The sequence below is a fragment of the Clostridium sp. SM-530-WT-3G genome (assembly GCF_012843905.1).
GTDB lineage: Bacteria > Bacillota > Clostridia > Clostridiales > Clostridiaceae > Clostridium.
Genome location: NZ_JABAGC010000005.1, coordinates 73,775 through 98,925, shown reverse-complemented (window position 1 = coordinate 98,925; position 25,151 = coordinate 73,775). Strand labels below are relative to the sequence as shown.

Here is a 25,151-nt window from a genome sequence, read left to right as displayed (position 1 = left end):
TTCTCTCACTCCCTAGAATTGATTATATATAAAATGTACTTCGCCAAAAGGTTCAAATACTAATATACATATAGCTGAAACAATTGTTATTGTAGCAACTATTGAAAATACAATATCACTATTGTTCTTTAAAATGTTCATAAATTTCTTTATCAACTTTAAGCCACCCCTTTGTTCCTAAATGCATTACGTCACACATAAAATATGGAGTATATTCTTCATCTTTTAGGTTTAATACTTCAAAACCTTTTTCTTCTGCCATTTCTTCTACTTTATCATAAAATTCATCTCTATCTTCTTTACTTAAACCTGTATAATCATACCATCTTCCATTAGTAGGCATAATTATTATATACGGTTCGATGCCTAAATCTTTACATATATCTAGATATAATTGATAATCATCAAATTCCTTAGACTCCATAAGCTTTATATCACTCTTAGAATCTTTAAATGATTCCAGTCCATTACGTAAATATGTATCATAATAAGAATCATATACGTAAAAATCATTATTTGTTGTTTTTGCTTCTGCTTCACTTTGAGCCTTTTTCGACTCTTCATCCCAATCTACAGTTCTAGCTGTAACATTTTCTTTGTTTGGAAGCTCCTTTAACTTTTTATATAAAAGCCCTTTATCTTTTAAATCAACTATCACCTTTCTTCCAGTAAAGTATGGATAAAATACAACTCTAGCTACTTTATCAACAAAACCATCACTTGTATAAAGTTTTGCATAAAGCTTTTCTGGCGTAAACTGTTGACTTGAGTCAAGTAATGTTTCTACTCTTTCTGCATATTTCATCTTATTTTCATCACTAATCTTGTCATTTGCTAAAAGACTATAAAATTGAACTGGTGCAAAATTTGCTTGAAAGCTTCCTGGATCAATCCCATCTTTTTGGTCAAACCATTGAAGTGATAACATTAATGCTACTTTTCTTTCTTTATCAGTATTGTCTTCACTTCCTAAAACAGATAACTGATTTATGTGTTGAGCATATGCTCTTCCACTTGTTATTAATGGATCCATTCCATCTATAGGGAAAAAGTTTGCAGGTACCTGTGATACTGGCGATCCTAATTCTGAAGACCCTTGAAGCATAACATCTCCATTTTCAACAGCATAATCATTAAACTTCTTACCTCTCCCCTTGTAAATACTTCCATATTCCCTATTTATTGCGCTTGTATCTTTTTGAACAAGTAAATTATCTATTTTCTCATCTAAATACTTATCTAAAAAAACAGGCGTCATTATTAAAAAAGCAATTGGACATATAATACATAAAATTTTTCTTAACACTAAGCCATTCTCCTTTCGTAATTCATCTTTTCCTATTTCATGTACAAAGTGCCCTATATAATTGAGGTAAAACTAAAGGTAAAAAAACAACTTATTAATTCTTAAAATGCTCATATATCTTTTTATCTACATCAAGCCATCCTTCCCAACCAAAGTGTGAAGCGTCATACATAAAGTATGGGGTATATTCTTTATCGGCATAATCCACAACTTCAAATCCTCTATCTTCAGCTTCTCTTCTAGCCTTTTTATAGAACTCATCTCTTTCATTTTTCTTTAATCCAAGTTCATCATACCACTTTCCGTTTGTAGGTAATAAAATTATATATGGCTTAATTCCTAAGTCATTGCATATGTCTAAATAAAGTTCATAATCATCATATTCTTTTGAATCGAGAATATTATATTTACTTAAATAATCTTTTTTCTTCTCTAATTCCATTTTATTTTCATCATAAAATTTATCACATACCCAATAATCATTATTTGTTATACTTTTTTTAGCTTCCTCATCAGCACTAATTAATTCCTTACTCCAATCTACACTTCTAAAATTATTATCTGTTTCTTCAGTTTTATCAGATAATAACTTTAGCTTTTTATACAACATTCCCTTATCCTTAAACTCGACTATATTTTTCCTCATAAAAAAATATGGTTTAAATACAAAACCAATAGTATTGCTTATGATATCATTTCTGTTATATAACTTTGCATATAATTTTTCTGGAAAATACTGTACACTTCCTGTTAATAATTCACTCATTCTTAAAGTGTATTTTCTTTTATGTTCTTCAGTAATACGTGGATTATCTAAAAAACTATAGAATTGAACTGGTGCAAAACTGCTCTGAAAATTTTCTGTAGGTACTCCATCTTTGTAGTAGAACCATTGTGGAGATACTACTAAAGCTACTTTTCTATTTTTGTTTTCAGTTACCTCACTCCCAAGTATCTCTGCTTGAGTTATACTTTGCCATCCCTGTACTCCTACTGTTTCAATATTATTCATTCCTTCAGCAGGGAAAAAATTTCTAGGATTTTCTGTTATAGGTACCTTTAACTCAGATGTAGCTTGTAATAATACATAATCTTTATCTGCAAAATAGCTATTAAACCTCACTCCCTGATCTTTATAAACACTCTCATACTCTTTGCTTGCCCAATTTAATCCTTTTTTTTCTAGCATAATATTAATATTTCTATCAAGAAAAGAATTTAAAAAATATAAACATATTAATACTACAAAAAAAGGGATTATCACGCAGACAACTTTCCTCATTTTTTTGATTCCTTTCTATATTTTTCTTAATAATTTTATAACAATAGAATTTATTATTCAACTACAATAACATTACTTTTCACTTAATTTTTATTAATATATATTTTTTCATTGCAAGTCATTTGCATTTAGTTGTATAATATATTTTTGTTAAAGGAGTGATTTTGTGATAAATATAAATAATTTATGTTTTTCTTATATAAAAGGAAATAATTTAATCAAGAATATTAATTTAAATATTCCTAAAGGAGCTTATGTATCTGTATTAGGAGAAAATGGAAGTTGCAAAAGTACATTAATAAAACTTATATTAGGACTTTTAAAACCTGATTCAGGTATTATTACTATAGATTCATCAAAAATATCTTATGTTCCTCAACGAGTTGATAATTTCAACAGTGATTTTCCATTAACAGTAAAAGAACTTTTGCTTTTACAAGCAAAAGCTTTAAAAATAAAAAATAAAGAAATTGTTAATAATGTTCTAAAAGAAGTTAACATGTCTGAATTTAAGAATAAATTAATAGGAAATTTATCTGGTGGACAGCAACAAAGAATCTTTATTGCTCGTGCACTTATAGGTGATCCTGATTTAATAATCTTAGATGAACCTTCTACAGGCGTAGATGAAAAAAGCCAAAATGAAATCTATCCTTTACTAAAAAATTTAAATATTAATAAAGGAAAAACTATTATTTCCGTTGAACATAATTCAAAAATTGCTCTAAAATACTCAACACATATTCTAAAAGTTGAAAATGGATCATTTACTCTATATAAAACTTCAGAATTTATAAAACAAATGGAAAATGATAAAGATTCTATCCACAAAATTGTATAATTTATAGAAAGGTAATAATATGTTTGAATTAAGTTTTATGCAAAATGCCTTTATGGCAGGTTTCATAGTTTCAATTTTATGTCCCTTTATTGGACTTTTCATAGTACTCAGACGTCATTCAATGATTGGTGATACATTATCCCATTCTTCCTTTGCCGGTGTTGCTATAGGACTTGTTGCTGGTACTAATCCAATTATTACTTCATTTATCTTTACAAGCATATGTGCAGTAGTAATTGAATATTTACGAAGCTACTATAAAAAATATGCTGAACTTGTAATGTCCATAGTTCTTACTTTAAGCTTAGGGCTTGCAATAATACTTATAAGTAGCGGAAAAGCTTCTGCAAAAGTAGATTCATTCTTATTCGGAAGCATACTTACTGTTTCAAGACAAGATATCTATTTAATTGCAATTGTTGGTTTAATATGTATAGTTTGTTTAATTCTTTTATATAATAAATTAGTATATATAACTTTCGATGAAGCAGGTGCTAAAACAGCTGGAATCAATATAAAATTAATAAATTATATATTCACATTGTTAGTTGCCGCAACAATTTCTATCTCTATAAGAGTTATGGGAATATTAGTTGTTTCTTCAATAATGGTTGTTCCTGTTGCAACTGCAATGCAGCTAAAAAAAGGATTTAATAAGACCTTAGTCTTTTCATTAATTTTTGGTATGTTAGATGTAATGATTGGTCTTATTTTATCTTATTATATAAATAGTGCTCCAGGTGGAACAATTGCATTAACATCAGTTATATTCTTATTATTAACGTTAATTTTTAAGAATATTTTTCACAAAGAAGTGTAAACATATAATCATATATTTATTAAGTAATTTAAAAAGGAAAAAGAACAAGTATATTTTACTTATTCTTTTTCCTTTTTTTACATTCTTTACAAACTCCTTTTAACACTAAATCATGTTGAGTTAATGTAAAACCTGTTTCATTTTGCACTATTTCTTCTATCTGACTCATAGGACAAGGTATTTCTATTTCTTTGTGGCATATATCACATTTTAAATGATGTCTATGATTCTGCTTTTTTAATCTATATGAAAAAACACCATCATTAAGAGTTATTCTTTCTATTATTTCCTTTTCTACAAAAAGCTCTAATGTTCTATAAACTGTACTCAAATTAATATCTTCATTTTTCTCTCTAAAAATCTGATATATCTTTTCCGCACTCAAACTGCTTTCTGAATTTTTAAGTATACTTAAAATCTCAATTCTTCCCTTAGTAATCTTAATATTTTTCATTTTTAGAAATTCTTTAGATTCCATTTGTATATCCCCTAACTACTACATAAGATATTATCTATTATTATAGCATAATATCTTACTAATTAATTATAAGAATATCATTTTCAATCCAAAAATTATTAACGCTCCTCCACCAAAAAAATTAGCGTATTTAGCTATAAAATCAATTTTTTTTATATACTTGCCCATAATAAAAGCACAATTAGTAAATAACACTGTTATTAATCCTATAATCAAAGAATAAATAAATAATACTGATATATTAGAAAGCTTATGAAATGTAGTAAAGCCTATTACTAATGCATCAATACTTACTGATATTCCAAGGATAAGGCATGCACTATTTTTTATAAGCATCTTATTTTCTTTTTCTTCAAGACCATCAATTATCATAAGAACACCGACGATTCCCATAATAATTCCTCCTGCAAGAGAGGGTATGTCAGCTATATAAACATCAAAGAGATGTCCCATATTTCCACCCATAAATGTAAACAAAAATTGAAAAAAAGAGAATGATGCTACAAATTTCATTTTATGTCTCCTCTTCAAAATCGGATTAAGACCTATTCCAAGTGCTACACCAAATGCATCCATAGCTAATGCTGTACCAATAATAAAAACATATGATAATACCATAAACATTTTCCCCTTTAATGTAGTTAAATTTATAATTACTAAATTTAGTCTTTAATACATTACTTAGCTTAATCACTTACACCTAACATATTATTACTATATTAACTTAACCATTCTTTTATTCATTCCAATATAATTTTCCACATGAGGTATTTAATTAATCATTTACATTTATTCAACTATCATTTATTTTTGAAAAAAACTTTATTTAATATACTTTTTGTTGTATATTAATAAATAGAGTATAATTTTTTTTATATAGAGTATAATATTTAGTTTAATAGTGTATCATAAGGAGGAAGTTTAATGGCAAATTGTATTATAGCTCAATCTGGAGGACCAACTTCAGTTATTAATTCTAGTGTAGTAGGGCTTTTACATGCAAATAAAGAATTAGGAGCTTTTGATAATGTTTATGGTGGATTAAATGGTATTGAAGGTATTTTAAACGGCAATATAATTAATCTTTCTGAAAAATCTGATGAAGAAATAAATACTTTTAGATTCACTCCATCTTCTGGTTTAGGATCATGCAGATATAAATTAAAAGATATAAATTCATCATTAGAAGAATATGAAAAATTAATTGATATCCTTAAATCTCACGATATTAAAGCTTTCTTCTATGTTGGTGGTAATGATTCAATGGACACTACTGCTAAGCTTTCAAAATATGCAGAACTTAATAATATTGATATAAAGTTTATAGGAATACCAAAAACTATAGATAATGATTTAATGTATACAGATCATACTCCTGGATTCGGAAGTGCAGCAAAATTTATAGGAACAACTGCAATTGAAACATATTTAGATGCATCTGTTTACATAAATAATGGTATATTCATTTTAGAAACAATGGGAAGAGATACTGGATGGCTTGCTGCATCTGCTTGTATAGCAAGAGTAAATGATAAACCAGTTGCTGATTTTATATATCTTCCTGAAACAGCATTTGATAAAGATAAGTTCTTAAATGATGTTAGAAAAAGATTTGAAGAAAATAATAAAGTATATATTGTTGCATCTGAAGGACTAAGAGATAAAGATGGACGTTTTATTTCTGAACTTGAAAGTTCATCTCAAGATACTTTTGGTCATGCACAATTAGGTGGAGTATCACATTATTTAAGGATGCTTATAATTGAGTCTGGAATCACAAAAAGAGTAAAGGCTTTAGAATTAGGTGTATTACAAAGATGTGCAATGCATTGTGCTTCTTATACAGATCTTACAGAAGCTTATGAAGCTGGTAAAGCTGCTCTTAAATATGCTGCAAATGGAGAAACTGGTAAAATGGTTACTATAGAAAGAATTTCTAATTCTCCTTATACTGTTCACTATGGATTAATTGAAGCAGATAAAGTTGCAAACAATGTAAGCTACTTCCCTAAAGAATGGATTAATGAAGAAGGAAATTTTGTTACTGAAGAAGCTTATTCATACTTTGAGCCACTTATAAAAGACCTTCCAAACTTAAAATTCGAAGGAAACCTTCCAAAATATACTGTATTTAATAAACACTAATTACATATAAAAAAGAATGAAGATTGAAAGATTATCACTAATGCTTTCTTCTTCATTCTTTTTTTAATTCTTCAATATTCCCTTTGAAATATCTTCTATTGCATTTAAAAATACATCTACTTCTCTCAATAAATTATATGGTGCAAAACTCACACGTACCATTCCAAGCATTTTTTTATTGGGATTCTCTAAAAATTCTTTTGCTTCCTCTTCTGTTACATTCATAAGTCTTCTACAATATGGATGCGCACAAAACCATCCATGTCTTACAGAAATTCCTCTTTTCTGTGCAAGAATACACGCCACATCACGATGATACATGTTTTCAATATTAAATGTTGTAATTCCAAGTCTATCATCAATATTTTCATTATCTCCGTAATTTATTATTTTAGGAATTGCTTTTAATCCATCTACTATATATCTTAATAAATTATTTTCCTGCTTTTCAATATAATCAAATCCTATTGTATTTAATACAGTTAATGAATTTATAAGTGCCATAACCCCTAAAAAATTTGGTGTACCTGGTTCATCTTTATCAGGAGGATCAAGATAAGTAACTTCATTATCTAATACTAAATCAACTGTTCCTCCACCTACATAATCTGGGTCTGCAACTTTAAATTCCTCTTTTAATCCTATTATTACACCAATTCCAAAGGGCGAATATACCTTATGTGATGAAAATACTAAGAAATCAATATCCTCATCTTCTGATTTTCCACTAATGCTTACCCTTCTATGAGGTACAAGTTGTGCTCCATCAACAATAAGTTTTGCTCCATATTTATGAACTATTTTTGCAATATAATGCATATCATTAATATACCCTGTTACATTAGATGCGCCACTTAAAGAAACATATTGAACCTTCCCCTTATTTTTTATGAGTTTTTCCTCTAATTCATCTATTTTTAATCTACCATTTCTATCAATTTCAATATAATCAACCTTTCCTCTATTCCTCCATGGAAGATCATTTGAGTGATGTTCCATTCTTGAAGATATAACAATTTCATTTTCCTTTTTAATTAATGTCCTAGCTAGTTTATTTATTGCCTCGGTTGTATTATTTACATATATAACCACATATTTATCCTTGTTACGTACTTTAAAAAAGTCCATAATATAATCTTTTGATTGATGATACAAGTTAGTAGTTATTTCTGCCTTCTGACCTGTTCCTCTTCCTATTGATGCATAGGTATTGCTCAATTTTTCAATATAATCAATACTTGATTTAATAGGTGGAGTTGTAGCCGCATTATCAAAGTTTATTCCATCTATGCATTTCCCATTACAGTCACACACTTTTTCATCTAAGCCAATAAATAAATCTTTAATGTTCTTTTTGCTTTTTATCCTCATAATGCATCTCCTCCAATTATATAATATTCTTGTTATATAATTATGTGCATTAAGCAAATTCATATAGGAAATAGAAATATTAGATGTATATAAAAAACCTGTGTACTATATAAATTTAAAATTTCATATTATATAAAGTAAATATCACACATTTTGAAAAATATTCTTAATTTTTATAACAAGGAGGTTGCCAAATGAGACCAGATGAAAAATATATGTCTGAAGTTAACTCGAAAAATAATTCAGACTTCTACTTTACTCCTCCATCATTTGATAGGAGTATTTTCAGAGATAATCCTAATAGTCAAAATGATAATAATTTTGTAGAATTATATCCTGATGAGACAGAAAATTCTGAACTATATTGCTATTATAGTACTTCAAAGGATTGTGAGAAAAAAAACACAAAAGATTTTGACAAAAGTAAAAATAGAATGCCTACCACCTTTGATATTTTACGAGAATTAGATTTAGATTTTGAAGAAAACCTTGAACCCTATAAAAATTCAGATGATGTAGATGAAATTTATTCAGAAATTCAATTAAAAAATCCAGGGCTTTATGAGACCTTTACTAAATATGGAGTTCCTGATCCCATATCTCAAGTAATTACTAAGAGACTAATAAAATTAACATTACTATATCATAATAAAAAGTAGGTGATTTTTATGTATATGTTTAGAGATTCCCTCCCAAGAGTAGATGGTAAAGTGCGTTTTCTTCATGCTATACCTGATGCTCCAAATGTTGATATATATGCTAATGGAAAACTAGTTTATTCAAATCTTCCTTTTGGAAAAATAACAGATTATATTTCAGTCGCTCCTGGAACATATAATGTCAAAATATACAAAACTGGTACAATGGATAAGGAACTTTTTTCAGATTCTGCAGATATTACTCCTAATAGTATTATGACTGTTGCTGTAACTCGTCAAAATGACCAAATTGGATATTTTACCATAGATGATTCTCGTATTCCTGAAAGTAATCCATTACTCTCATTTATAAGATTTATAAACCTCTCACCTACTGCACCACTTTTGTCACTTAGTCTCCCAAATGATATTGTTTTATTCAATCAGGTTTCATACTTAGGCACTAATAATTATTATCCAATATCTCCTGGAATATATGATTTTATTGTTTCTTCTTCTGATGGTAATTTTAATAAATATATAAGTGATGTAAATTTAACAAAAAATATATTTATAACTATATATATAATAGGTTTTTACAATTCCTCACCTCCTTTAGGCTATATTCTTGTAAAAGATGGAGAAAAACAAAGAAATAATGAGGAACTTTAATTAATTTTTTCAAAAACAATTTAAAATAAAAAACAGATAGACTTGTATTTTATACCATAATCTATCTGTTTTCCTTATAATTATTTATTTGCTTATCATAGCTAATATCTTCTTTAATAAAACTGGTTTAATTCCATCTATATCTGTTGGTTCCTTAAATATAATAGTAGTAAAACATACACTTCCTACAAGCTCTATAATCATGAATAAAGTCATTTCAGCTTCATTTTTATCCATTCCTTCATTTACAAGATTACTCACAAAAACGTCCAATACTTTTTTTACTTCTTCATATTCCTTAGGTTTCATTATTGCTTTTCTATAAAGTCCCCATGACATATTTTTATTAATAAGCCTTAGAAGGTTTTCATTCTCTTTAAGAAAATTTATTATATAATCTATAAATAATAAAGTTCTCTTTTTAAAATCACTTATTCCCATACTATTTGTTTTTTCCAAAGCTTCCCTGATTATATCATTACTTTTTTTAAGAATTAACTTATTTAATAAATCATATTTATCTTTAAAGTATAAATAAAACGTTCCCTTAGCAACTCCTGCTTTTTCTGCTATATCCCCTATAGATGTTTTCTCTATCCCTTTGTCTAAGAATAGTTCATATCCAGCCATATATAGTTCTTTTTCCTTTAATTCTTTCTTTGCAGTAATCCTCATCTTCTTACCGTACACTATTTTATACTCCTCCACACACATTTAATATAATTATAAATCAAAACCGGTAAAATTCCAAATAAAGTATTTTTCTTGAAATTGATATACTATTAATAAAATAGTATAATTATTAGAGAAATCTTCGTATTACAAACTAATGGAGGATAAAAATGATTGTTTTAAGTTGCAAAAACATATGTAAAAGTTACGGAGTAACTGAAGTACTAAAAGATGTAACATTTTCGATTAATGAAGGAGATAAAATTGGAATTATAGGTTCCAATGGGGAAGGTAAGTCAACATTATTTAAGATTTTAACTAAGGAACTTGCCCAAGATAGCGGTGAAGTATTCGTAGATAAAAATAAGACTTTAGGATATCTCTCTCAGCATTTAGCACTTGATTCAGACAATACTATTTATGATGAAATGTTATCTGTTTTTGATGACCTTCAAAGACTTGAAAAAAAAATTGCTGATTTAGAATTAAAAATGAATGAACCATATGATGTGAATAATGCAGCATATCATGAAAAAATAATAAAAGACTACGGAACTGCTCAGGATCTTTATGAAAATAGAGGCGGTTATACATATAAAGGTGAAATATCACGTGTTGTAAAAGGATTGGGTTTTACTGAAGAAGATTTTAATAAAGTAATTTCAACATTAAGTGGTGGCCAGAAAACAAGAGTTGCTCTTTGTAAATTACTATTATTAAAACCAGATATACTATTACTGGACGAACCTACTAACCATTTAGATTTAGATGCTATAGAATGGCTTGAAGAATATTTAAAAACATATAAGGGTACAGTAATTGTAATTTCCCATGATAGATTTTTCTTAGATTCTGTTACAAATTACACATTCCAAGTTATTAATGGTCATGTAAATTGCTATAATGCACCTTATACAAAGTCATTAGAACTTATGAAAAAAGATCATGACGCTAAATTAAAAGCTTATAATCTTCAGCAAGCAGAAATAAAAAGACAAGAAGCTATTATTGAAAAATTCAGATCTTTTAATCGTGAAAAAAGTATAAAGAAAGCTGAAAGCAGAGAAAAAATGCTTGATAAGATGGAACGTTTAGATGCACCAGATGAAGAAAAGTCAGCATCAAAAATCAAATTTGAAGCTTCAGTAAAAAGTGGATATGATGTTCTTCATGTTGAAAAACTTGCTAAATCTTATGGTGAAAAGAAGCTATTCTCAAATCTTTCATTTGATTTAAAAAGAGGTGAAAAAATAGCTTTAATCGGAGAAAATGGACGTGGTAAGACTACTCTTTTCAAAATAATAATGGACAAATTAAAACCTGATTCAGGTGTAAAAGTACTAGGTGCCAATGTAAATGTAGGATATTATGACCAGGAACAGTCTAATCTTCATTTAGATAAAACAATCATAGATGAAGTATGGGATGATTTCCCTGAAATGACTACAACTCAGCTTAGAAATGTACTTGGATCATTCTTATTCAAAGGTGATGATGTATTTAAAGAAATAAATAAATTAAGTGGTGGAGAAAAGTGTAGAATTAACTTATTAAAACTTATGCTTTCAAAATCTAACCTACTTCTTTTAGACGAACCTACTAACCACCTTGACATTCCATCAAGAGAAGCACTTGAAGAGGCTATTTTAAGTTATGATGGTACGTTAATAGTTATATCCCATGATAGATATTTCTTGAATAAAGTAATAAATAGAATACTTGAACTTCAAGAAGATGGGGTTCATGAATATCTTGGAAATTATAACTACTACACTGAAAAAAAAGAAAATCCACATCGTTTTGAGGCATATGAAGAGCACGCAAATGGAAAAACTAAGACTCAGATAAACGAAGAAAAGAAAAAGAAAAAAGCACTAGAAAAAGAAGCTAAAGCTAAACAGAAAGAAATAAAATCTCTTGAAGATGAAATAAGTACGAAGGAAGAAGCCTTAGCAAAACTTCAAGAAGACTTATGCAAAGAAGAAATTTATTCTAATCCATCTGAAAGTGAAAGAGTAAACAAAGAAATTAAAAATATTCAAGAAGTTATTGAAGGACTTTATGAAAAGTGGGAAGAACTTTCTGTTTAAATAAAAAAACTATTTTAAAAGAGTATGTTGAATGAATCAGCATACTCTTTTTAATCACAACTATTCCAGTTAACTGATAACTGCTTTAGTTTTTTCCTGTAGTTCCAAATCCACCTCTGTTTGCATTTCCAAAGCTTTCAACTTCTTCAAATTCAATCGAAGGCATAACTTCCATGATTCTGAACTGACCTATTTTATCTCCTTTTCTTACCCATGTACCTTTTCCTTCACTACTATCTTCATCTTTACTTTGAAGACAATATACAGGCATATGCCATTGATCCTCATCGCCTATATATGTATCATCCACAACCCCAACTGAATTGGTTTGTATAATTCCCCAAGTCTTAAAAGTTGAGCTTCTTGGTGCTAAATGTGCTTCCCATCCTGCTGGAAGTTCTAAAGCAAATCCAAGTGGAATCATTGCTCTTTCCCCTTCTTTTACAAAAACATCCTTATTTGAGTAAACATCAATCCAGTTTCCTTTTGCAATTTTCTTTAATCTTACGGCACCATCAAAATACTTAATTCTTATCTTCATACGTATTCATCCCATTCCTTACATTTAATAATTTAAAATATATTCTTTATGATTATATATTATAATAACATAATAATACCTTATAATTATATTTTCTCTAATTATAAGGCATATTCATAGTTATTGAAATGTTTTAGATTGTAAAATAAATCAGAAATCATAACTATATTTAATCTATGACTTCTTATAAAAATAATATATGTCATTAATTATTTAATTAAGTAATTTGATTCATATTCAAAAGATGAATTAATTTATACAAGATTTAATTTTATTAACTATTAATATTCTCTTTTCTCTATTTCTGCGATTTATTGTTATCTCATTCCAGTTAACATACTTAGGCTTTTCAAAATACCTTTTATCAACTATTTCTATAACTCTATAGTTTCCTTCTTGAATATTTTTAAATATAACTTTTCCTCGTTTATTAGTAATATCAGACTGAATTAGTACAGGAGATAATCCATTTATCTTATATAAATTAACTTTAACTCCAGAAAGAATTTCTCTTTTTCCATAATCAATAATAGATTTTACTATTATCTTTCCATCATTAAATTCTGATTTTTCTTCTATATCATAATCATTTTTATCTTCTAAAAATTCAAATTCTCTATCAGACTCATCACTATTATCTTCTAGTTGAATAAAATCATCAAGTTCATTATCAGTATCATTATTTATAATTTCAAAGATACAATTATCGTAATTGCACTCATAATATTTAATTGTATCTTCATCTGCAGATATATTAACTCTTAATGAGCCATTAGGCTTTTTATTAACATTAGTTTTTTTATCTTCCATAAAAAGAACCTTTCTCATTTATTTCTCTATATATAATATGGAAAACCAAAACTTCTGTGATTATGAAATTGACAAACTATTGATATTATAACCTATACAAAATATTTTATATACTTAATTCGATAAATATACACTAACTATTGAATTTTATCATAGCTAACTAGAGCTATTTATACTCCAATTATACTTTCATAATATTACTTAACTAAATATAAATTTATTTTTTCAACTAACCAAAAAAGCTCCTATTTTTATATAGAAGCTTTTTTATATATTTTATTAATTTTTATTTTTACCAAATCCATTTAATACCAAGTTTAACACAACACCAACTATAGCTGCAAAACTTAATCCTGAAATTGAAATTGTATCACTTATCTTTATTCCTATTACTATTCCGTACTTATCTCCTATTACCTTACCAAAGAATCCAAGTATTAATATAGTAGCCATTACAATAATATTTTTCCAATTCATTTTAACTTTTTCATACTTAATTGTTTTAACTCCTACAAGAGCAATCATAGTAAATAGCATGACACTTATTCCACCCATTACACATGATGGTATTGTTTGAATAGCTTTTCCAAACTTAGATACAAAGCTTAATAATATTGCAAAAATTGCTGCTAATCTTAATAATGCAGGATCATAATTTTTAGTTATTGCAAGGACACCAGTATTTTCACCATATGTTGTGTTTGCTGGTCCTCCAAGTAAAGCTGCTGTCATTGTTGCAAGTCCATCACCTAATAAAGTTCTATTTAATACTGGATCCTTTATGAAATCTTTGCCGACAACTTGTCCGTTAGTCGTAATATCACCTATATGTTCCATAAATGTTGCAAGTACTACTGGAGCTATCATAATTATTGCTCCCCCACTAAACTTAGGTAATGTGAAATTAGGAACTGCTACTAAACCTGCTTGTGATATAGATGCGACATCAACTATTCCATATATAAGTGCTGAAATATATCCCACTATAACTCCACATAAAATAGCAATTTGCCCTATAAAGCCTTTACCAAAATATTTTACTAATAATGTAGTACCTAAAGTAATTCCTGCTATTAAGAAATTAGTTTTTACCATATCAAATGCTGTTGGTATAAGATTTAACCCTATTACCATTATCATAGGTCCAACTACTTGTGCTGGTAATACTGCTTTTAATCTGTGAGTCCCGATTTTCTTTATTAAAAACGACATTATTACATATATTAATCCAGCAACCATAATTCCGCCTTGTGCATAAGTTAGGTCGCCACCATATGCTTTTCCTACTGCTATTATAACTGGAATAAATGCAAAAGATGATCCTAAGAATACAGGTACTTTTCCTTTTGTACATAAATGAAAAATAAGCGTTCCAAGACCTGCACAAAAAAGTGCTACTGAAATATCAAGACCTGTTAAGATTGGAACCAATACTGTTGATCCAAACATTGCAATTAAGTGTTGAAGCGCCATAATTACCTTTACACCGGTCTTTTTTGCTGAAAGCGCCTCTTTTGTAGTAGATGTGACATTTGTTAATTCTGACATATAATACCTCCTCAATATTTGAAGAAGAAGAAAATATTATTTTTTCTCCCCTTTTCAGCCTCTCTGGACTAGAATTAAAAGGTGTCTTTTAGAATTAATTTTAAGTTTTGTAGATATAAAATTTTATCTAAAATTCCCACTAAATCTGCATAAATTATAACACCTTACATAATTTTATTCAACATAATTCTGCATATTTTTTAAGTAATCATCCATTTAATTAGAATAAATAAAATACATGTATTTGTATATAATATGTGTAGAAAAAAGATTTATGAAGGTGAAGCATATGAAACTGAAAAAATTTATAAAAATAGTACTTTTTCCTCTAATAGCACTATCAATCTCTAATTTACTCTGCTTATCAGTTTATGCTGATAATAATTTAGAAAAGAGTGAACGATGTGATAGTAAAACTGTATACTTAACCTTTGATGATGGTCCTGCTGGAAAAATTACTAATAGTATTTTAGATGTTCTTAAGGAAAACCAGGTTCATGCTACATTTTTCTTAATCGGCGAGCAAATAAAAGGTCAGGAAAAATTAGTTAAAAGAATATATGATGAAGGACACTCAATTGGCCTCCATAGTATGACTCATAAAAAAAATTCACTTTATTGTTCAAACGACCACTTTTTAAAAGAAATGCTTGATACTCAAAAGTTAATTAGCTCTATATTACCTATAGAACCAAGAATTTTGAGATTTCCTTTTGGATCAAACAATAATAGTTATAGAATTTCTCAATCAATGGTAGATTTACTTCATGAAAATAATTTAAAAATATATGATTGGAATGCAGATAGCGGAGATGGAGCAAATCCTAATTTAAACCCTTGCAAAATGATAAAAAATTCCAAAAGCACTAAAAATAGAGTTATTCTTTTAATGCATTGTGGATATCAAAGTAAGAATTCAATAGAAGCTCTTCCAGGAATAATAAAATATTATAAGGAGTGTGGATATGAATTTAAAACTATAGATGAATCTACACCTGAAGAATTTCATATTATTAAAAAATAATGCATTTAATAATTGTAGAACAATACATATTAACACAAAAAAAGTATCATTTATTATTATAATCTAAATGATACTTTTTCTAAATTATTTAAATATATATTATTTTGCCATACTATCTTCTATTGAATATGCTCCTGTAATTTTTATAGTTCTTCCAACTATCTTAAATAAAACAAATCCTAACACTACGTTGAGTGCAGCAGTTGTTAATACAACTGAAATAAATAAAGTTTTAAATGTATCCATTGGAAGTTCATTTAGTTTCATAAATACAGTTAAAAATATTGTACCACTAACTAATGTTCCTAATGGTAAGGCAGTTAAAATCTGAACTGTTTTACTTACTTTATTTCTTAATGGAAGTAATAATAAATATACAACATTACATGTAATAAATTTATCTATTATATTTGGAATTTGTCCATTTGGTGTCTTAGTTGTAAGTGCTGCAAAAACTCCAACTGCTATTCCACATATTAGTGCTGTTTTGTAATCTTTATTATAAACAATTATTATAAATAACATTGCAAGTGATAAGTCAGGTTGCATTTGTATACCTGGTGTTATTTGATGTAGTATTGCTCCTATTGCTATTAATATTGCGTTTGTAACCATTCTCTTTGTATCCATTATAATAGTCCCCCTTTATACTTTAAAAATAATTAATTCATGTTTTTACTTTTTTCAAGAATAATTCCTTTCACAACATAATCTATTCCCCCTAATTTCAGCTTATAAATAGTTACTTTAACTACCTACACTGATTCAACTAATTTTCATTTAATAATTTAAAATAAATTTTATAAAAAAACTCCGTCCTATTATAAATAGGACGGAGATTATCCGCGTTGCCACCTAAATTGTATGTAAATAAATACATACCTCTCATTTTCAGATACTAACATATCCTATCCGCTATAACGTGCGGCTCACGACTTAGCTACTCTCAAAAGATTTCACCTTGCTCCTCAAAGGCCCATTCACCATTAGCTACCGTACTGATATCTCACCACCATCAGTTCTCTTTAACATTGCACCTGACTACTCTTCCTTATCAAAGGATTTATTCTTTGTTATTATAATACTCCGTTTGGATAAATTTGTCAATAATGTATTGAAATTTTTTCTTTATTAGTTTTCTTTATCTTTATTTTTTTTGTCATTAACCAATGATGCTATTAAAGCAGTAGCTGCAACCATAACTGTAATTATTTTACCTGTTTTTTTAAATTTCATATTATATTCCTCCTACCTACTTTATCTTTATTACAATATAATTATTATTTAAATTGATTTACACTTTCATCATATGTATAATCAACAGATGCTAATTTACTTTCAACTAATTCCTTATCTATACTCATATCATCACAAAGTAGATTTAAAGAACTATACTCATCTCTTAATTTTGTATTTATTACACTTAAAAGTATATATGCATCCATACTTTTTATGCTTTCATTTGTCATAAAATTATTCCCCCTTATTCTTCATCATAAAAATCTAAGAATGAATATTTCTCATTATCCTTCTTCCATCCAAGTATTCCGTCCATATCAACATTTTGAGCAGCTCTGAATATAGATTTTTCTACTCCATCAAAATTTTCCTTAAGTTGTTTAATTAAATCTTTAATTTCATATCTCTTATTTCCTATTTTTTCAGCAGCAACCATACAAGCACAGTTTAAAGGCCATATACCACTATTATTTATAAATCTCTTAATATAATCTTCTTCTATATAGTACATTGGTCTTATTAATTCTAAGTTTTCAAAGTTCTTAGCTTTAAGCTTTGGAAGCATTGTCTTGAAATTTCCTGAATATAAGATATTAAGCATTGTAGTTTCTATAACATCATTATAATGATGTCCTAATGCAAGCTTATTACATCCAAACTCTTGTGCTTTTGCATAAAGAGAACCTCTTCTCATTCTTGCACATAAATAGCATGGATAATCTTTTGCCATTTTATCTACCACATCAAAAATACCTGACTCATACATGTGTATAGGAATATTTAAATGTTCACAGTTTTCAATAAGTAATTTCTTTATATCCGGATGATATCCTGGATCCATAGCTAAAAATACTAAATCAAATTTAACCTGACCATGCTTTTGAAGCTCTTGAAGTAATTTTGCCATAAGCATACTATCTTTTCCACCAGAAATACCTACTGCAATCTTATCTCCTTCTTCTATAAGCTTATAATCTTTAACAGCCTTAATAAACTTAGACCATATATGTTTTCTATATGTTTTAACTATACTTCTTTCTATTTCTTGTAATGATTTTTTCTCACCCTCCGGTATAATTCTAGGACAGCCTTTTCCTGCAATTGTACTCATATCTTCACCTCTATATTTATTTAAAAGTTTTTCTATCTTTTAAAATTCATCTTTCATTAGTTTATTTATTCTTATTTATCATACCATATTTTAAAATTATTTTTTAATAACTTTTATATGAAATTCAATTCATCCACCATAATATCTATTCGATAAATATATCTAAAAAATATTTTCATAATTATTATACTACATTTTATAGTAATCAATGGTACAGCAACTTATAGACATAATAAAAATTGTATTTTTTATAAGGTTGTCTTGATTATTTTTCCGAAGATGTTAAAATATTTTTTGTCGGTATTTCTCTTTGAAAACTGAACGGAATTATTTATAATAGTTTTTCCGAATTATATCCTTATTGGAATGAGAACGGAGGTAGTTTTTCACATGGAAAAAACAACAGAAAAACGTATTTTATCAATTAGACAAATGACAATGATAGGTATGTTGTCAGCAATATCAATTTTTTTAGGACTAACCGGTCTTGGATTTATACCAATTCCACCTGTTAGAGCTACTATAATGCATATTCCTGTTATTATAGGCGCAATAGTCGAAGGGCCTATTGTAGGTTCATTAGTAGGTTTAGTATTTGGTTTATTCTCTATGTATCAAAATTTTACAGCTCCAGGACCTACATCATTTATATTTTGGAATCCCATTATAGCTTTAGTACCTAGAATATTAATTGGAATAACTGCGTACTATATCTATACATTTTTAAATAATAAAATAAAAAATAAAAGCATAAGTATAGGTGTAGCTGCAATATGTGCTACACTTGTAAATACAATAGGAGTTTTATCACTAACTTATATATTTTATTTAGAAAGATATTCAAATGCACTTGGAATAAATAGTTCTACAGCTGGAGCTGCCATTGCTGCTGTGGGCTTAACTAATGGAATACCAGAAGCAATAATAAGTGGCGTAATTTCAATTCCAGTAATACTTGCAATATTAAAAATAAAAAATAATAGATAAAACATAACAATTATAAGCTAACATTATCAAAAATATATAAGAAAATATAGTGATTATTATATTTTTTTATATATTCCCTAATGTCAGCTTATTATTTTTTCCTTTTTTGAATATTTATCTCTTCTATGGCTTCAATTACATAGATTATATTTTTAATATCTACACACAATAATACTGCAAAGCAAAAGAAACTAATTGCTTAGCAATAACTATATTTCAAAGGAGGAATATATTATGTCAAATAATTCAGCATTAGTACCAGAAGCAAAACAAGGTTTAGCAAAATTTAAAACTGAAGTAGCAAATGAAATGGGAGTTCCATTTTCAGACTATAACGGAAACTTATCTTCTAAACAATGCGGTAGTGTTGGCGGAGAAATGGTTAAGAGAATGGTACAACAATACGAATCTGGCATAAAATAATATTTCCGGAGAGATGTACCAATATAAAGGCATTGTAATTTCTACAATGCCTTTTTCTAAATAATATAATTAATTCATTTTATTTAAAATATAATCGAATACAGTATCCAATATATAATACATAGAAGTAGCCCCTGGGTCCTTATATCCTATACTTCTTTCTTTTAAATAGCTTGCCCTTCCTTTTGTGGCAATTATATCTCTAGTACTTTCCATACCCTTTCTTGCTATATATTTTAAGTCTTCAAAAATATAATTTGAATCTCTACCTTCCTCTAAATCCTTCTTTAATTCATTAACAACAGGTGATAATGTATCTATCATTGTTTTTTCACCTTCTTTAGCTTCTCCTCTTATCTTTATTCCATTAAGAGCTTCAGCTAATATCTGTAGAAAATCATTCATATCAATACTACTTTTTTTATTTACTACAGTAGAGGCTTTCATAAATGCTGTTCCATACAAAGGTCCTGATGCTCCTCCTACTGTCTCTACTAGAGTCATTCCAGTTACTTCAAATATATTTCCTATATCCTTATCACTTATATTTTCGATCTTTTCTTCTACGGCGTTAAATCCTTTACTTAAATTTAACCCATGATCTCCATCACCAATGGATGTATCAAGTTCACTCAAATAAAGCTTCTTCTTATTTATAATTAAAGATATTTCCCTTAATATTTCTTTTACTTCCTTACAAGTTACCATATTATACACCTCTCTCAATATTTATTCCATTCTTCTTACCACAACATTAAAATTATTAAGTTTTTTTAATATTAAGGATATGATGCTTGAAGACCATACAACGCATCCTCAAAAACGTTTTCAAATTTATTAATTAGTTTTTTCATTGCCCCATCTCCTATCCCCATTACCCATATTATTTATACTACGCTTTTATATTACCACTTGAATACATTTTTAACAATATTAACTTTTAAATAATAAATGAAAGAGGCAGCTACCTAAATTATAATAAATAATTTAGGTAACCACCTCTTAATTATCATATAACTTACTATTCTTGTGATAATGCAACTGGAGTAATAGTTATTTCACCATCTTCTCCATCTATTTTAACTTTTGAACCATAAGTTATTTGATTCTTTATTATCATTCTAGCAAGTTTATTTTCTAGAGTATTTTGTATATATCTCTTAAGTGGTCTTGCTCCATAATGTGGATCATATCCTTCTTCAGCCATAATTGTTTTAGCTGCATCAGTTACTTCTATTTCAATATTCTTATCTTTTAATCTTCTAGATACGTCTTTTAAGAATATGTCAATTATCTTCTTGATTTCATTTTCAGAAAGAGGCTTAAACATGATTATATCATCAACTCTATTTAGGAATTCTGGTTTAAATCTTGTCTTTAATATTTCAAGTACCTTTAATTTGATATCTTCTTCAACATGATCTTCATTCTTATTTTCAAGTAAATACTCACTACCAATGTTTGAAGTCATGATTATTATTGTATTCTTAAAGTCTACAGTCTTACCTTTATTGTCAGTAAGTCTTCCATCATCTAAAATTTGAAGGAATATATTAAATACATCTTCATGAGCTTTTTCTATTTCATCAAATAATACTACACTATAAGGATTTCTTCTTACTGCTTCAGTAAGCTGTCCTCCTTCATCATATCCTACATATCCTGGAGGAGCTCCAACTAATCTAGATACTGAATGTTTCTCCATGTATTCAGACATATCAATACGTATAATATTATCTTCACTATCAAATAAGTTTCTAGCAAGTGTTTTAGCAAGTTCTGTCTTACCTACACCTGTAGGTCCTAAGAATATGAAGCTTCCTATTGGTCTGTTTATATCTTTAAGACCTGCTCTGGCTCTAAGTATAGCATTTGTTACAGATTCTACAGCCTCGCTTTGGCCTATTACACGCTTACTCATATCATCTTCAAGTCTTAATAATTTTTCTCTTTCTCCTTCAAGAAGTCTTGATACTGGTATACCAGTCCATTTTGCAAGAACTTCTGATACTTCTTCTTCAGTTACTTCTTCTTTAAGAAGTGCACCTTCATAATTTTCCTTTGTAGCCTTTTCTTTTTCTGTTATTTCTTCTTCAAGCTTTGGAATTACACTATATTGAATTTAAGCAACTTTATTATAATCAAAGTTTCTTTGTGCTTCTTCAATTTGTCCTCTAGCTTCATCAAGCTTACTCTTTAATGTCTTTATTGCAGTTATGTTTTCTTTTTCTTTTGTATACTTAGCAGTCATTTCATCATTTTTTTCTTTTAATTCTGCAAGTTCTTTTTCTACATCTTCAAGTCTCTTTTGAGATCCTTCATCTTTTTCTTTTGATAAAGCTTCTTTTTCTATTTCAAGTTTAAATATCTTTCTTCTTACTACATCAAGTTCTGTAGGAAGTGAATCTATTTCAGATCTTATCATAGCACTAGCTTCATCAATTAAATCTATAGCTTTATCAGGCATATATCTATCTTTGATATATCTGTCAGAAAGTTTTGCTGCTGCAACAATAGCAGAATCATGAATTCTTATTCCATGGTGGATTTCAAATCTTTCCTTTAATCCTCTTAATATTGCAATAGTATCATCTACGCTTGGTTCTTCAACAATTACTGGTTGGAATCTTCTTTCAAGTGCTTTATCTTTTTCTATATATTGTCTATATTCATCAAAAGTTGTAGCACCTATGCAGTGAAGTTGTCCTCTAGCTAAAAGAGGTTTTATTAAGTTTCCTGCATCCATTGCTCCATCAGTTTTTCCAGCACCAACAATAGTGTGAATTTCATCAATGAATAATAGTATTCTTCCTTCACTATTAGATACTTCTTTCAAAACAGCCTTTAATCTTTCTTCAAATTCACCTCTATATTTAGCTCCTGCTATAAGAGATCCCATATCTAGAGAGAAGATTACTTTATCTTTTAATCCTTCTGGAACATCTCCTCTTACTATTCTTTCTGCTAATCCTTCGACTATAGCAGTCTTACCTACACCAGGTTCACCTATAAGAACTGGATTGTTCTTTGTTCTTCTTGATAATATTCTTATAGTTCTTCTTATTTCTTCATCTCTTCCTATAACTGGATCTAATTTATGTTTCTTTGCAAGGTCAGTTAAATTTGTACCATATTTAGCAAGAGCATCATAAGTTCCTTCTGGGTCTTGAGTTTCAACTCTTTGACTTCCTCTTACTTCTGATAATACTTTTAAGAAATTATCTTTTGTAATATTATATTGTTTTAATATTTTATCAACGTTACTATTCTTACCTACTTCCATTATGGCAAGCATTAAGTGTTCAACACTTACATAAGAATCTTCAAATTGTTTTGATATTTCTTCTGCTTTTACTAAAACTTCTTCTACCTTTCTACTAATATATACATTTCCTAATCCTTCGCCTGTAACTTTTGGAAGTGCATCTAATTCATTGTTAATAGAATTTATTAAACTCTTAACTGGCACTCCCATTTTAGTAAAGATGTTAGGAACTAAACCATCTTCTTGTTCAACTAATGCAGAAAAAAGATGAATCAAGTCAATCTGTGAATTAGTATACTTAACTGCTGTTGCATTAGCATCGTTTAATGCTTGTTGTACTCTTAATGTCATTTTATCTACATTCATATTTATTCCTCCTAATTTACTATATATTTTAACTAGCTTTCAATTATAGTATGTTATTAATTTTTATCTTTTTAATTTCACTCTCATAAACACCGTGTGCTCTTTATATATAAGATAATACTAATATCAAAGAAAGTCAAAGTTTATTTTTTGTCTTTTTCAATTATTTAAAATAAGTTTTTTATAAAAAAATAGATAGAATTTATTTTTATTTAAATTCCATCTATTTTTATAGCCTTTTTATATTTTTTTATCTACATTTAATGCTAAATTAAAATATTTTAACGAATCTGTTGTTGACCCAAGTTTATAATATAACTTAGCCATTTCATAATATCTGGCCTTTCTTTCTTCCCTTGATCCAAACTTAAATAATGCATCTAACGATAAATTCATATATTTTTCCGCTTCTGAATACTTATCCATCTTTTGTAATATAGTACCCTTAAGATAATATGATTTTTCAATTAACTTTACATTATCAGTTACTATAGCCATATTTAAAGCTTCTTCTGCTAATTTATTTGCAACATCATATTCTCCATTCTGCATAAATAAATTAGTACAATAATTTAGGAACTCTACATTTTTATATTCATTATCATTAGGGAATATTTTTATTCCTTCTTCTATTTCCCTTACAGCCTTATCTCTTTCGTATATTTCAAAATAATATTTCCCATATTCTCCGTGAGATAATGCTAATGATATAGGGTTAAATTTTTGATAATCATAAGCTTTTTTCTTATATTCATCAGCACAGCTTTTTCTTAGTTTTATACATATTATAGCATATGTATGATATATATTTCCTCTGTATTCCTCGTTAGGCAGCTCGTCCACGTATTCAATTATATTAGATAAAATATTATATGCTTCTTCGAACTCATTAAGGTGCATAAAACAAAGTGCTTCATTATAGCTTATTAAGCAGTATTCATTTCTATCAAAATAATCTGCATTATGACTATCCATCATTTCTCTTAACTTACTATAGTAAGAAACAGCTTCAATATATTCTCCATTTTGTGAAAGATATCTTGCCATATCTTTAAAATATATAAATGTATGCTTTGGTGTATTATCTCTTTGATATAAATCATAATATTGAGATACGATAAGCTGAATATTTTCTACTCTATTATCCTCTAAATAATATGAAAATAATATATGTATAAGCTCAAATGCTAAATTAAAATATTTATATTTTATTGCATAAGCCAAATTATCTTTTATCTTGCTTTCGCTTTCCATATCACATGATATATTTCTCTTTATACTTTCTAAATTATTAGTAATCTGTTCATAAACATCTTCTACAAGATAATCAAAATCAACATCTATTTTTTTAGCTATATATTCTAGTAACTCTTTATCCGCTTTTGCTTTTCCATTTTCAATACAGCTCATTTTAGCTATAGAAATCTTATCTTCGCATAATTCTTTTAACGTAATTCCTTTAAATATTCTAGCTCTTTTTATTTTCTCTCCAGTAGATAGTATTTCCACAAATATCACCCAT

General features: G+C 27.9%; 24 protein-coding genes, 1 pseudogene and 1 other annotated feature. Of the genes and pseudogenes, 9 read left to right on the top strand and 16 right to left on the bottom strand.

The genetic code is table 11. The features are described from left to right. Positions 1-12: 12 nt before the first annotated feature. From HF850_RS15990 to dltD (HF850_RS03775), 3 genes are all read right to left on the bottom strand, one after another. Positions 13-141, bottom strand: a complete 129-nt coding sequence (locus HF850_RS15990; RefSeq protein WP_279285827.1) for a hypothetical protein — start codon at positions 139-141, stop codon at positions 13-15. Beyond that, positions 119-1,306: a D-alanyl-lipoteichoic acid biosynthesis protein DltD gene (dltD, locus tag HF850_RS03780; RefSeq protein WP_169104146.1), complete on the bottom strand. Its 1,188-nt coding sequence runs from the start codon at positions 1,304-1,306 to the stop codon at positions 119-121. The genes HF850_RS15990 and dltD (HF850_RS03780) overlap by 23 nt, the downstream gene beginning before the upstream one ends. 94 nt (positions 1,307-1,400) lie before the next feature. Beyond that, positions 1,401-2,588, bottom strand: a complete 1,188-nt coding sequence (gene dltD / locus HF850_RS03775; RefSeq protein ID WP_169104145.1) for a D-alanyl-lipoteichoic acid biosynthesis protein DltD — start codon at positions 2,586-2,588, stop codon at positions 1,401-1,403. 166 nt (positions 2,589-2,754) lie between these two features. Between dltD (HF850_RS03775) and HF850_RS03770 the strand changes: the two genes are divergently transcribed. Together HF850_RS03770 and HF850_RS03765 are read left to right on the top strand one after the other, a co-directional pair. Next, positions 2,755-3,429 carry an ATP-binding cassette domain-containing protein gene (locus HF850_RS03770; protein WP_169104144.1) on the top strand — a complete coding sequence of 225 codons (675 nt, stop codon included), beginning with the start codon at positions 2,755-2,757 and terminating at the stop codon, positions 3,427-3,429. Between the two features lie 19 nt (positions 3,430-3,448). After that, complete coding sequence (locus tag HF850_RS03765) at positions 3,449-4,249, top strand: metal ABC transporter permease (RefSeq protein ID WP_169104143.1); 801 nt, start codon at positions 3,449-3,451, stop codon at positions 4,247-4,249. 55 nt (positions 4,250-4,304) lie between these two features. Here HF850_RS03765 and HF850_RS03760 read toward each other — a convergent pair whose 3' ends face one another. Both HF850_RS03760 and HF850_RS03755 read right to left on the bottom strand, forming a co-directional pair. After that, positions 4,305-4,727, bottom strand: coding sequence for a transcriptional repressor (locus HF850_RS03760; RefSeq protein ID WP_169104142.1), 423 nt, complete (start codon positions 4,725-4,727; stop codon positions 4,305-4,307). A 66-nt stretch (positions 4,728-4,793) separates the two neighbouring features. Next, on the bottom strand, positions 4,794-5,345 hold the full coding sequence (locus tag HF850_RS03755) for a manganese efflux pump (RefSeq protein WP_169104141.1): 552 nt from the start codon (positions 5,343-5,345) through the stop codon (positions 4,794-4,796). A 306-nt stretch (positions 5,346-5,651) separates the two neighbouring features. On the opposite strand from HF850_RS03755, the gene HF850_RS03750 reads away from it, so the two are divergent. Beyond that, positions 5,652-6,872 (top strand): 6-phosphofructokinase, encoded by a 1,221-nt coding sequence (locus HF850_RS03750; protein ID WP_169104140.1) that lies wholly within the window; start codon positions 5,652-5,654, stop codon positions 6,870-6,872. A gap of 63 nt (positions 6,873-6,935) precedes the next feature. Here the strand turns inward: HF850_RS03750 and HF850_RS03745 are convergent, their stop codons facing one another. Continuing rightward, positions 6,936-8,243 (bottom strand): aminotransferase class V-fold PLP-dependent enzyme, encoded by a 1,308-nt coding sequence (locus tag HF850_RS03745; RefSeq protein ID WP_169104139.1) that lies wholly within the window; start codon positions 8,241-8,243, stop codon positions 6,936-6,938. A 194-nt stretch (positions 8,244-8,437) separates the two neighbouring features. Here HF850_RS03745 and HF850_RS03740 point away from each other — a divergent pair, with 194 nt between their 5' ends. Continuing rightward, complete coding sequence (locus HF850_RS03740; RefSeq protein ID WP_169104138.1) at positions 8,438-8,902, top strand: hypothetical protein; 465 nt, start codon at positions 8,438-8,440, stop codon at positions 8,900-8,902. Positions 8,903-8,911: 9 nt separating this feature from the next. Then, a complete protein-coding gene (locus tag HF850_RS03735) occupies positions 8,912-9,553 on the top strand; it encodes a DUF4397 domain-containing protein (protein ID WP_169104137.1) in 642 nt (213 codons plus the stop codon). Positions 9,554-9,637: 84 nt separating this feature from the next. On the opposite strand, the gene HF850_RS03730 is transcribed toward HF850_RS03735, so the two are convergent. Then, entirely contained in the window at positions 9,638-10,228 is a 591-nt protein-coding gene (locus HF850_RS03730; protein WP_243159397.1) for a TetR/AcrR family transcriptional regulator, read from the bottom strand. Between the two features lie 167 nt (positions 10,229-10,395). Between HF850_RS03730 and HF850_RS03725 the strand changes: the two genes are divergently transcribed. After that, positions 10,396-12,315 (top strand): ABC-F family ATP-binding cassette domain-containing protein, encoded by a 1,920-nt coding sequence (locus HF850_RS03725; protein ID WP_169104135.1) that lies wholly within the window; start codon positions 10,396-10,398, stop codon positions 12,313-12,315. Positions 12,316-12,400: 85 nt separating this feature from the next. On the opposite strand, the gene HF850_RS03720 is transcribed toward HF850_RS03725, so the two are convergent. The 3 genes from HF850_RS03720 to HF850_RS03710 form a co-directional block, all read right to left on the bottom strand. Beyond that, positions 12,401-12,856 (bottom strand): deoxyuridine 5'-triphosphate nucleotidohydrolase, encoded by a 456-nt coding sequence (locus HF850_RS03720; protein WP_169104134.1) that lies wholly within the window; start codon positions 12,854-12,856, stop codon positions 12,401-12,403. Positions 12,857-13,105: 249 nt separating this feature from the next. Next, a complete protein-coding gene (locus tag HF850_RS15480; protein ID WP_243159394.1) occupies positions 13,106-13,684 on the bottom strand; it encodes a SpaA isopeptide-forming pilin-related protein in 579 nt (192 codons plus the stop codon). 261 nt (positions 13,685-13,945) lie between these two features. Continuing rightward, positions 13,946-15,214: a uracil-xanthine permease family protein gene (locus tag HF850_RS03710; RefSeq protein ID WP_169104133.1), complete on the bottom strand. Its 1,269-nt coding sequence runs from the start codon at positions 15,212-15,214 to the stop codon at positions 13,946-13,948. A gap of 289 nt (positions 15,215-15,503) precedes the next feature. Between HF850_RS03710 and HF850_RS03705 the strand changes: the two genes are divergently transcribed. Beyond that, positions 15,504-16,238 (top strand): polysaccharide deacetylase family protein, encoded by a 735-nt coding sequence (locus tag HF850_RS03705; protein WP_169104132.1) that lies wholly within the window; start codon positions 15,504-15,506, stop codon positions 16,236-16,238. A gap of 99 nt (positions 16,239-16,337) precedes the next feature. Here the strand turns inward: HF850_RS03705 and HF850_RS03700 are convergent, their stop codons facing one another. The 3 genes from HF850_RS03700 to HF850_RS03690 form a co-directional block, all read right to left on the bottom strand. Further along, positions 16,338-16,868 (bottom strand): tryptophan transporter, encoded by a 531-nt coding sequence (locus HF850_RS03700; protein ID WP_169104131.1) that lies wholly within the window; start codon positions 16,866-16,868, stop codon positions 16,338-16,340. A 195-nt stretch (positions 16,869-17,063) separates the two neighbouring features. Beyond that, positions 17,064-17,305: a binding site (T-box leader), on the bottom strand. Positions 17,306-17,518: 213 nt separating this feature from the next. Then, entirely contained in the window at positions 17,519-17,707 is a 189-nt protein-coding gene (locus tag HF850_RS03695) for a DUF4250 domain-containing protein (protein ID WP_169104130.1), read from the bottom strand. A 14-nt stretch (positions 17,708-17,721) separates the two neighbouring features. Further along, positions 17,722-18,588 carry an ATP-binding protein gene (locus HF850_RS03690; protein ID WP_169104129.1) on the bottom strand — a complete coding sequence of 289 codons (867 nt, stop codon included), beginning with the start codon at positions 18,586-18,588 and terminating at the stop codon, positions 17,722-17,724. Positions 18,589-18,978: 390 nt separating this feature from the next. Here HF850_RS03690 and HF850_RS03685 point away from each other — a divergent pair, with 390 nt between their 5' ends. Continuing rightward, positions 18,979-19,575, top strand: coding sequence for an ECF transporter S component (locus tag HF850_RS03685; protein WP_169104128.1), 597 nt, complete (start codon positions 18,979-18,981; stop codon positions 19,573-19,575). Between the two features lie 234 nt (positions 19,576-19,809). Next, a complete protein-coding gene (locus tag HF850_RS03680) occupies positions 19,810-19,998 on the top strand; it encodes an alpha/beta-type small acid-soluble spore protein (protein WP_169104127.1) in 189 nt (62 codons plus the stop codon). 69 nt (positions 19,999-20,067) lie between these two features. On the opposite strand, the gene dhaL is transcribed toward HF850_RS03680, so the two are convergent. From dhaL to HF850_RS03665, 3 genes and pseudogenes are all read right to left on the bottom strand, one after another. Further along, complete coding sequence (dhaL, locus tag HF850_RS03675; RefSeq protein WP_169104126.1) at positions 20,068-20,706, bottom strand: dihydroxyacetone kinase subunit DhaL; 639 nt, start codon at positions 20,704-20,706, stop codon at positions 20,068-20,070. Between the two features lie 313 nt (positions 20,707-21,019). Continuing rightward, positions 21,020-23,629: pseudogene (clpB, locus tag HF850_RS15985) on the bottom strand (ATP-dependent chaperone ClpB). 240 nt (positions 23,630-23,869) lie between these two features. Next, on the bottom strand, positions 23,870-25,138 hold the full coding sequence (locus tag HF850_RS03665) for a helix-turn-helix domain-containing protein (protein ID WP_169104125.1): 1,269 nt from the start codon (positions 25,136-25,138) through the stop codon (positions 23,870-23,872). Between the last annotated feature and the right edge of the window lie 13 nt (positions 25,139-25,151).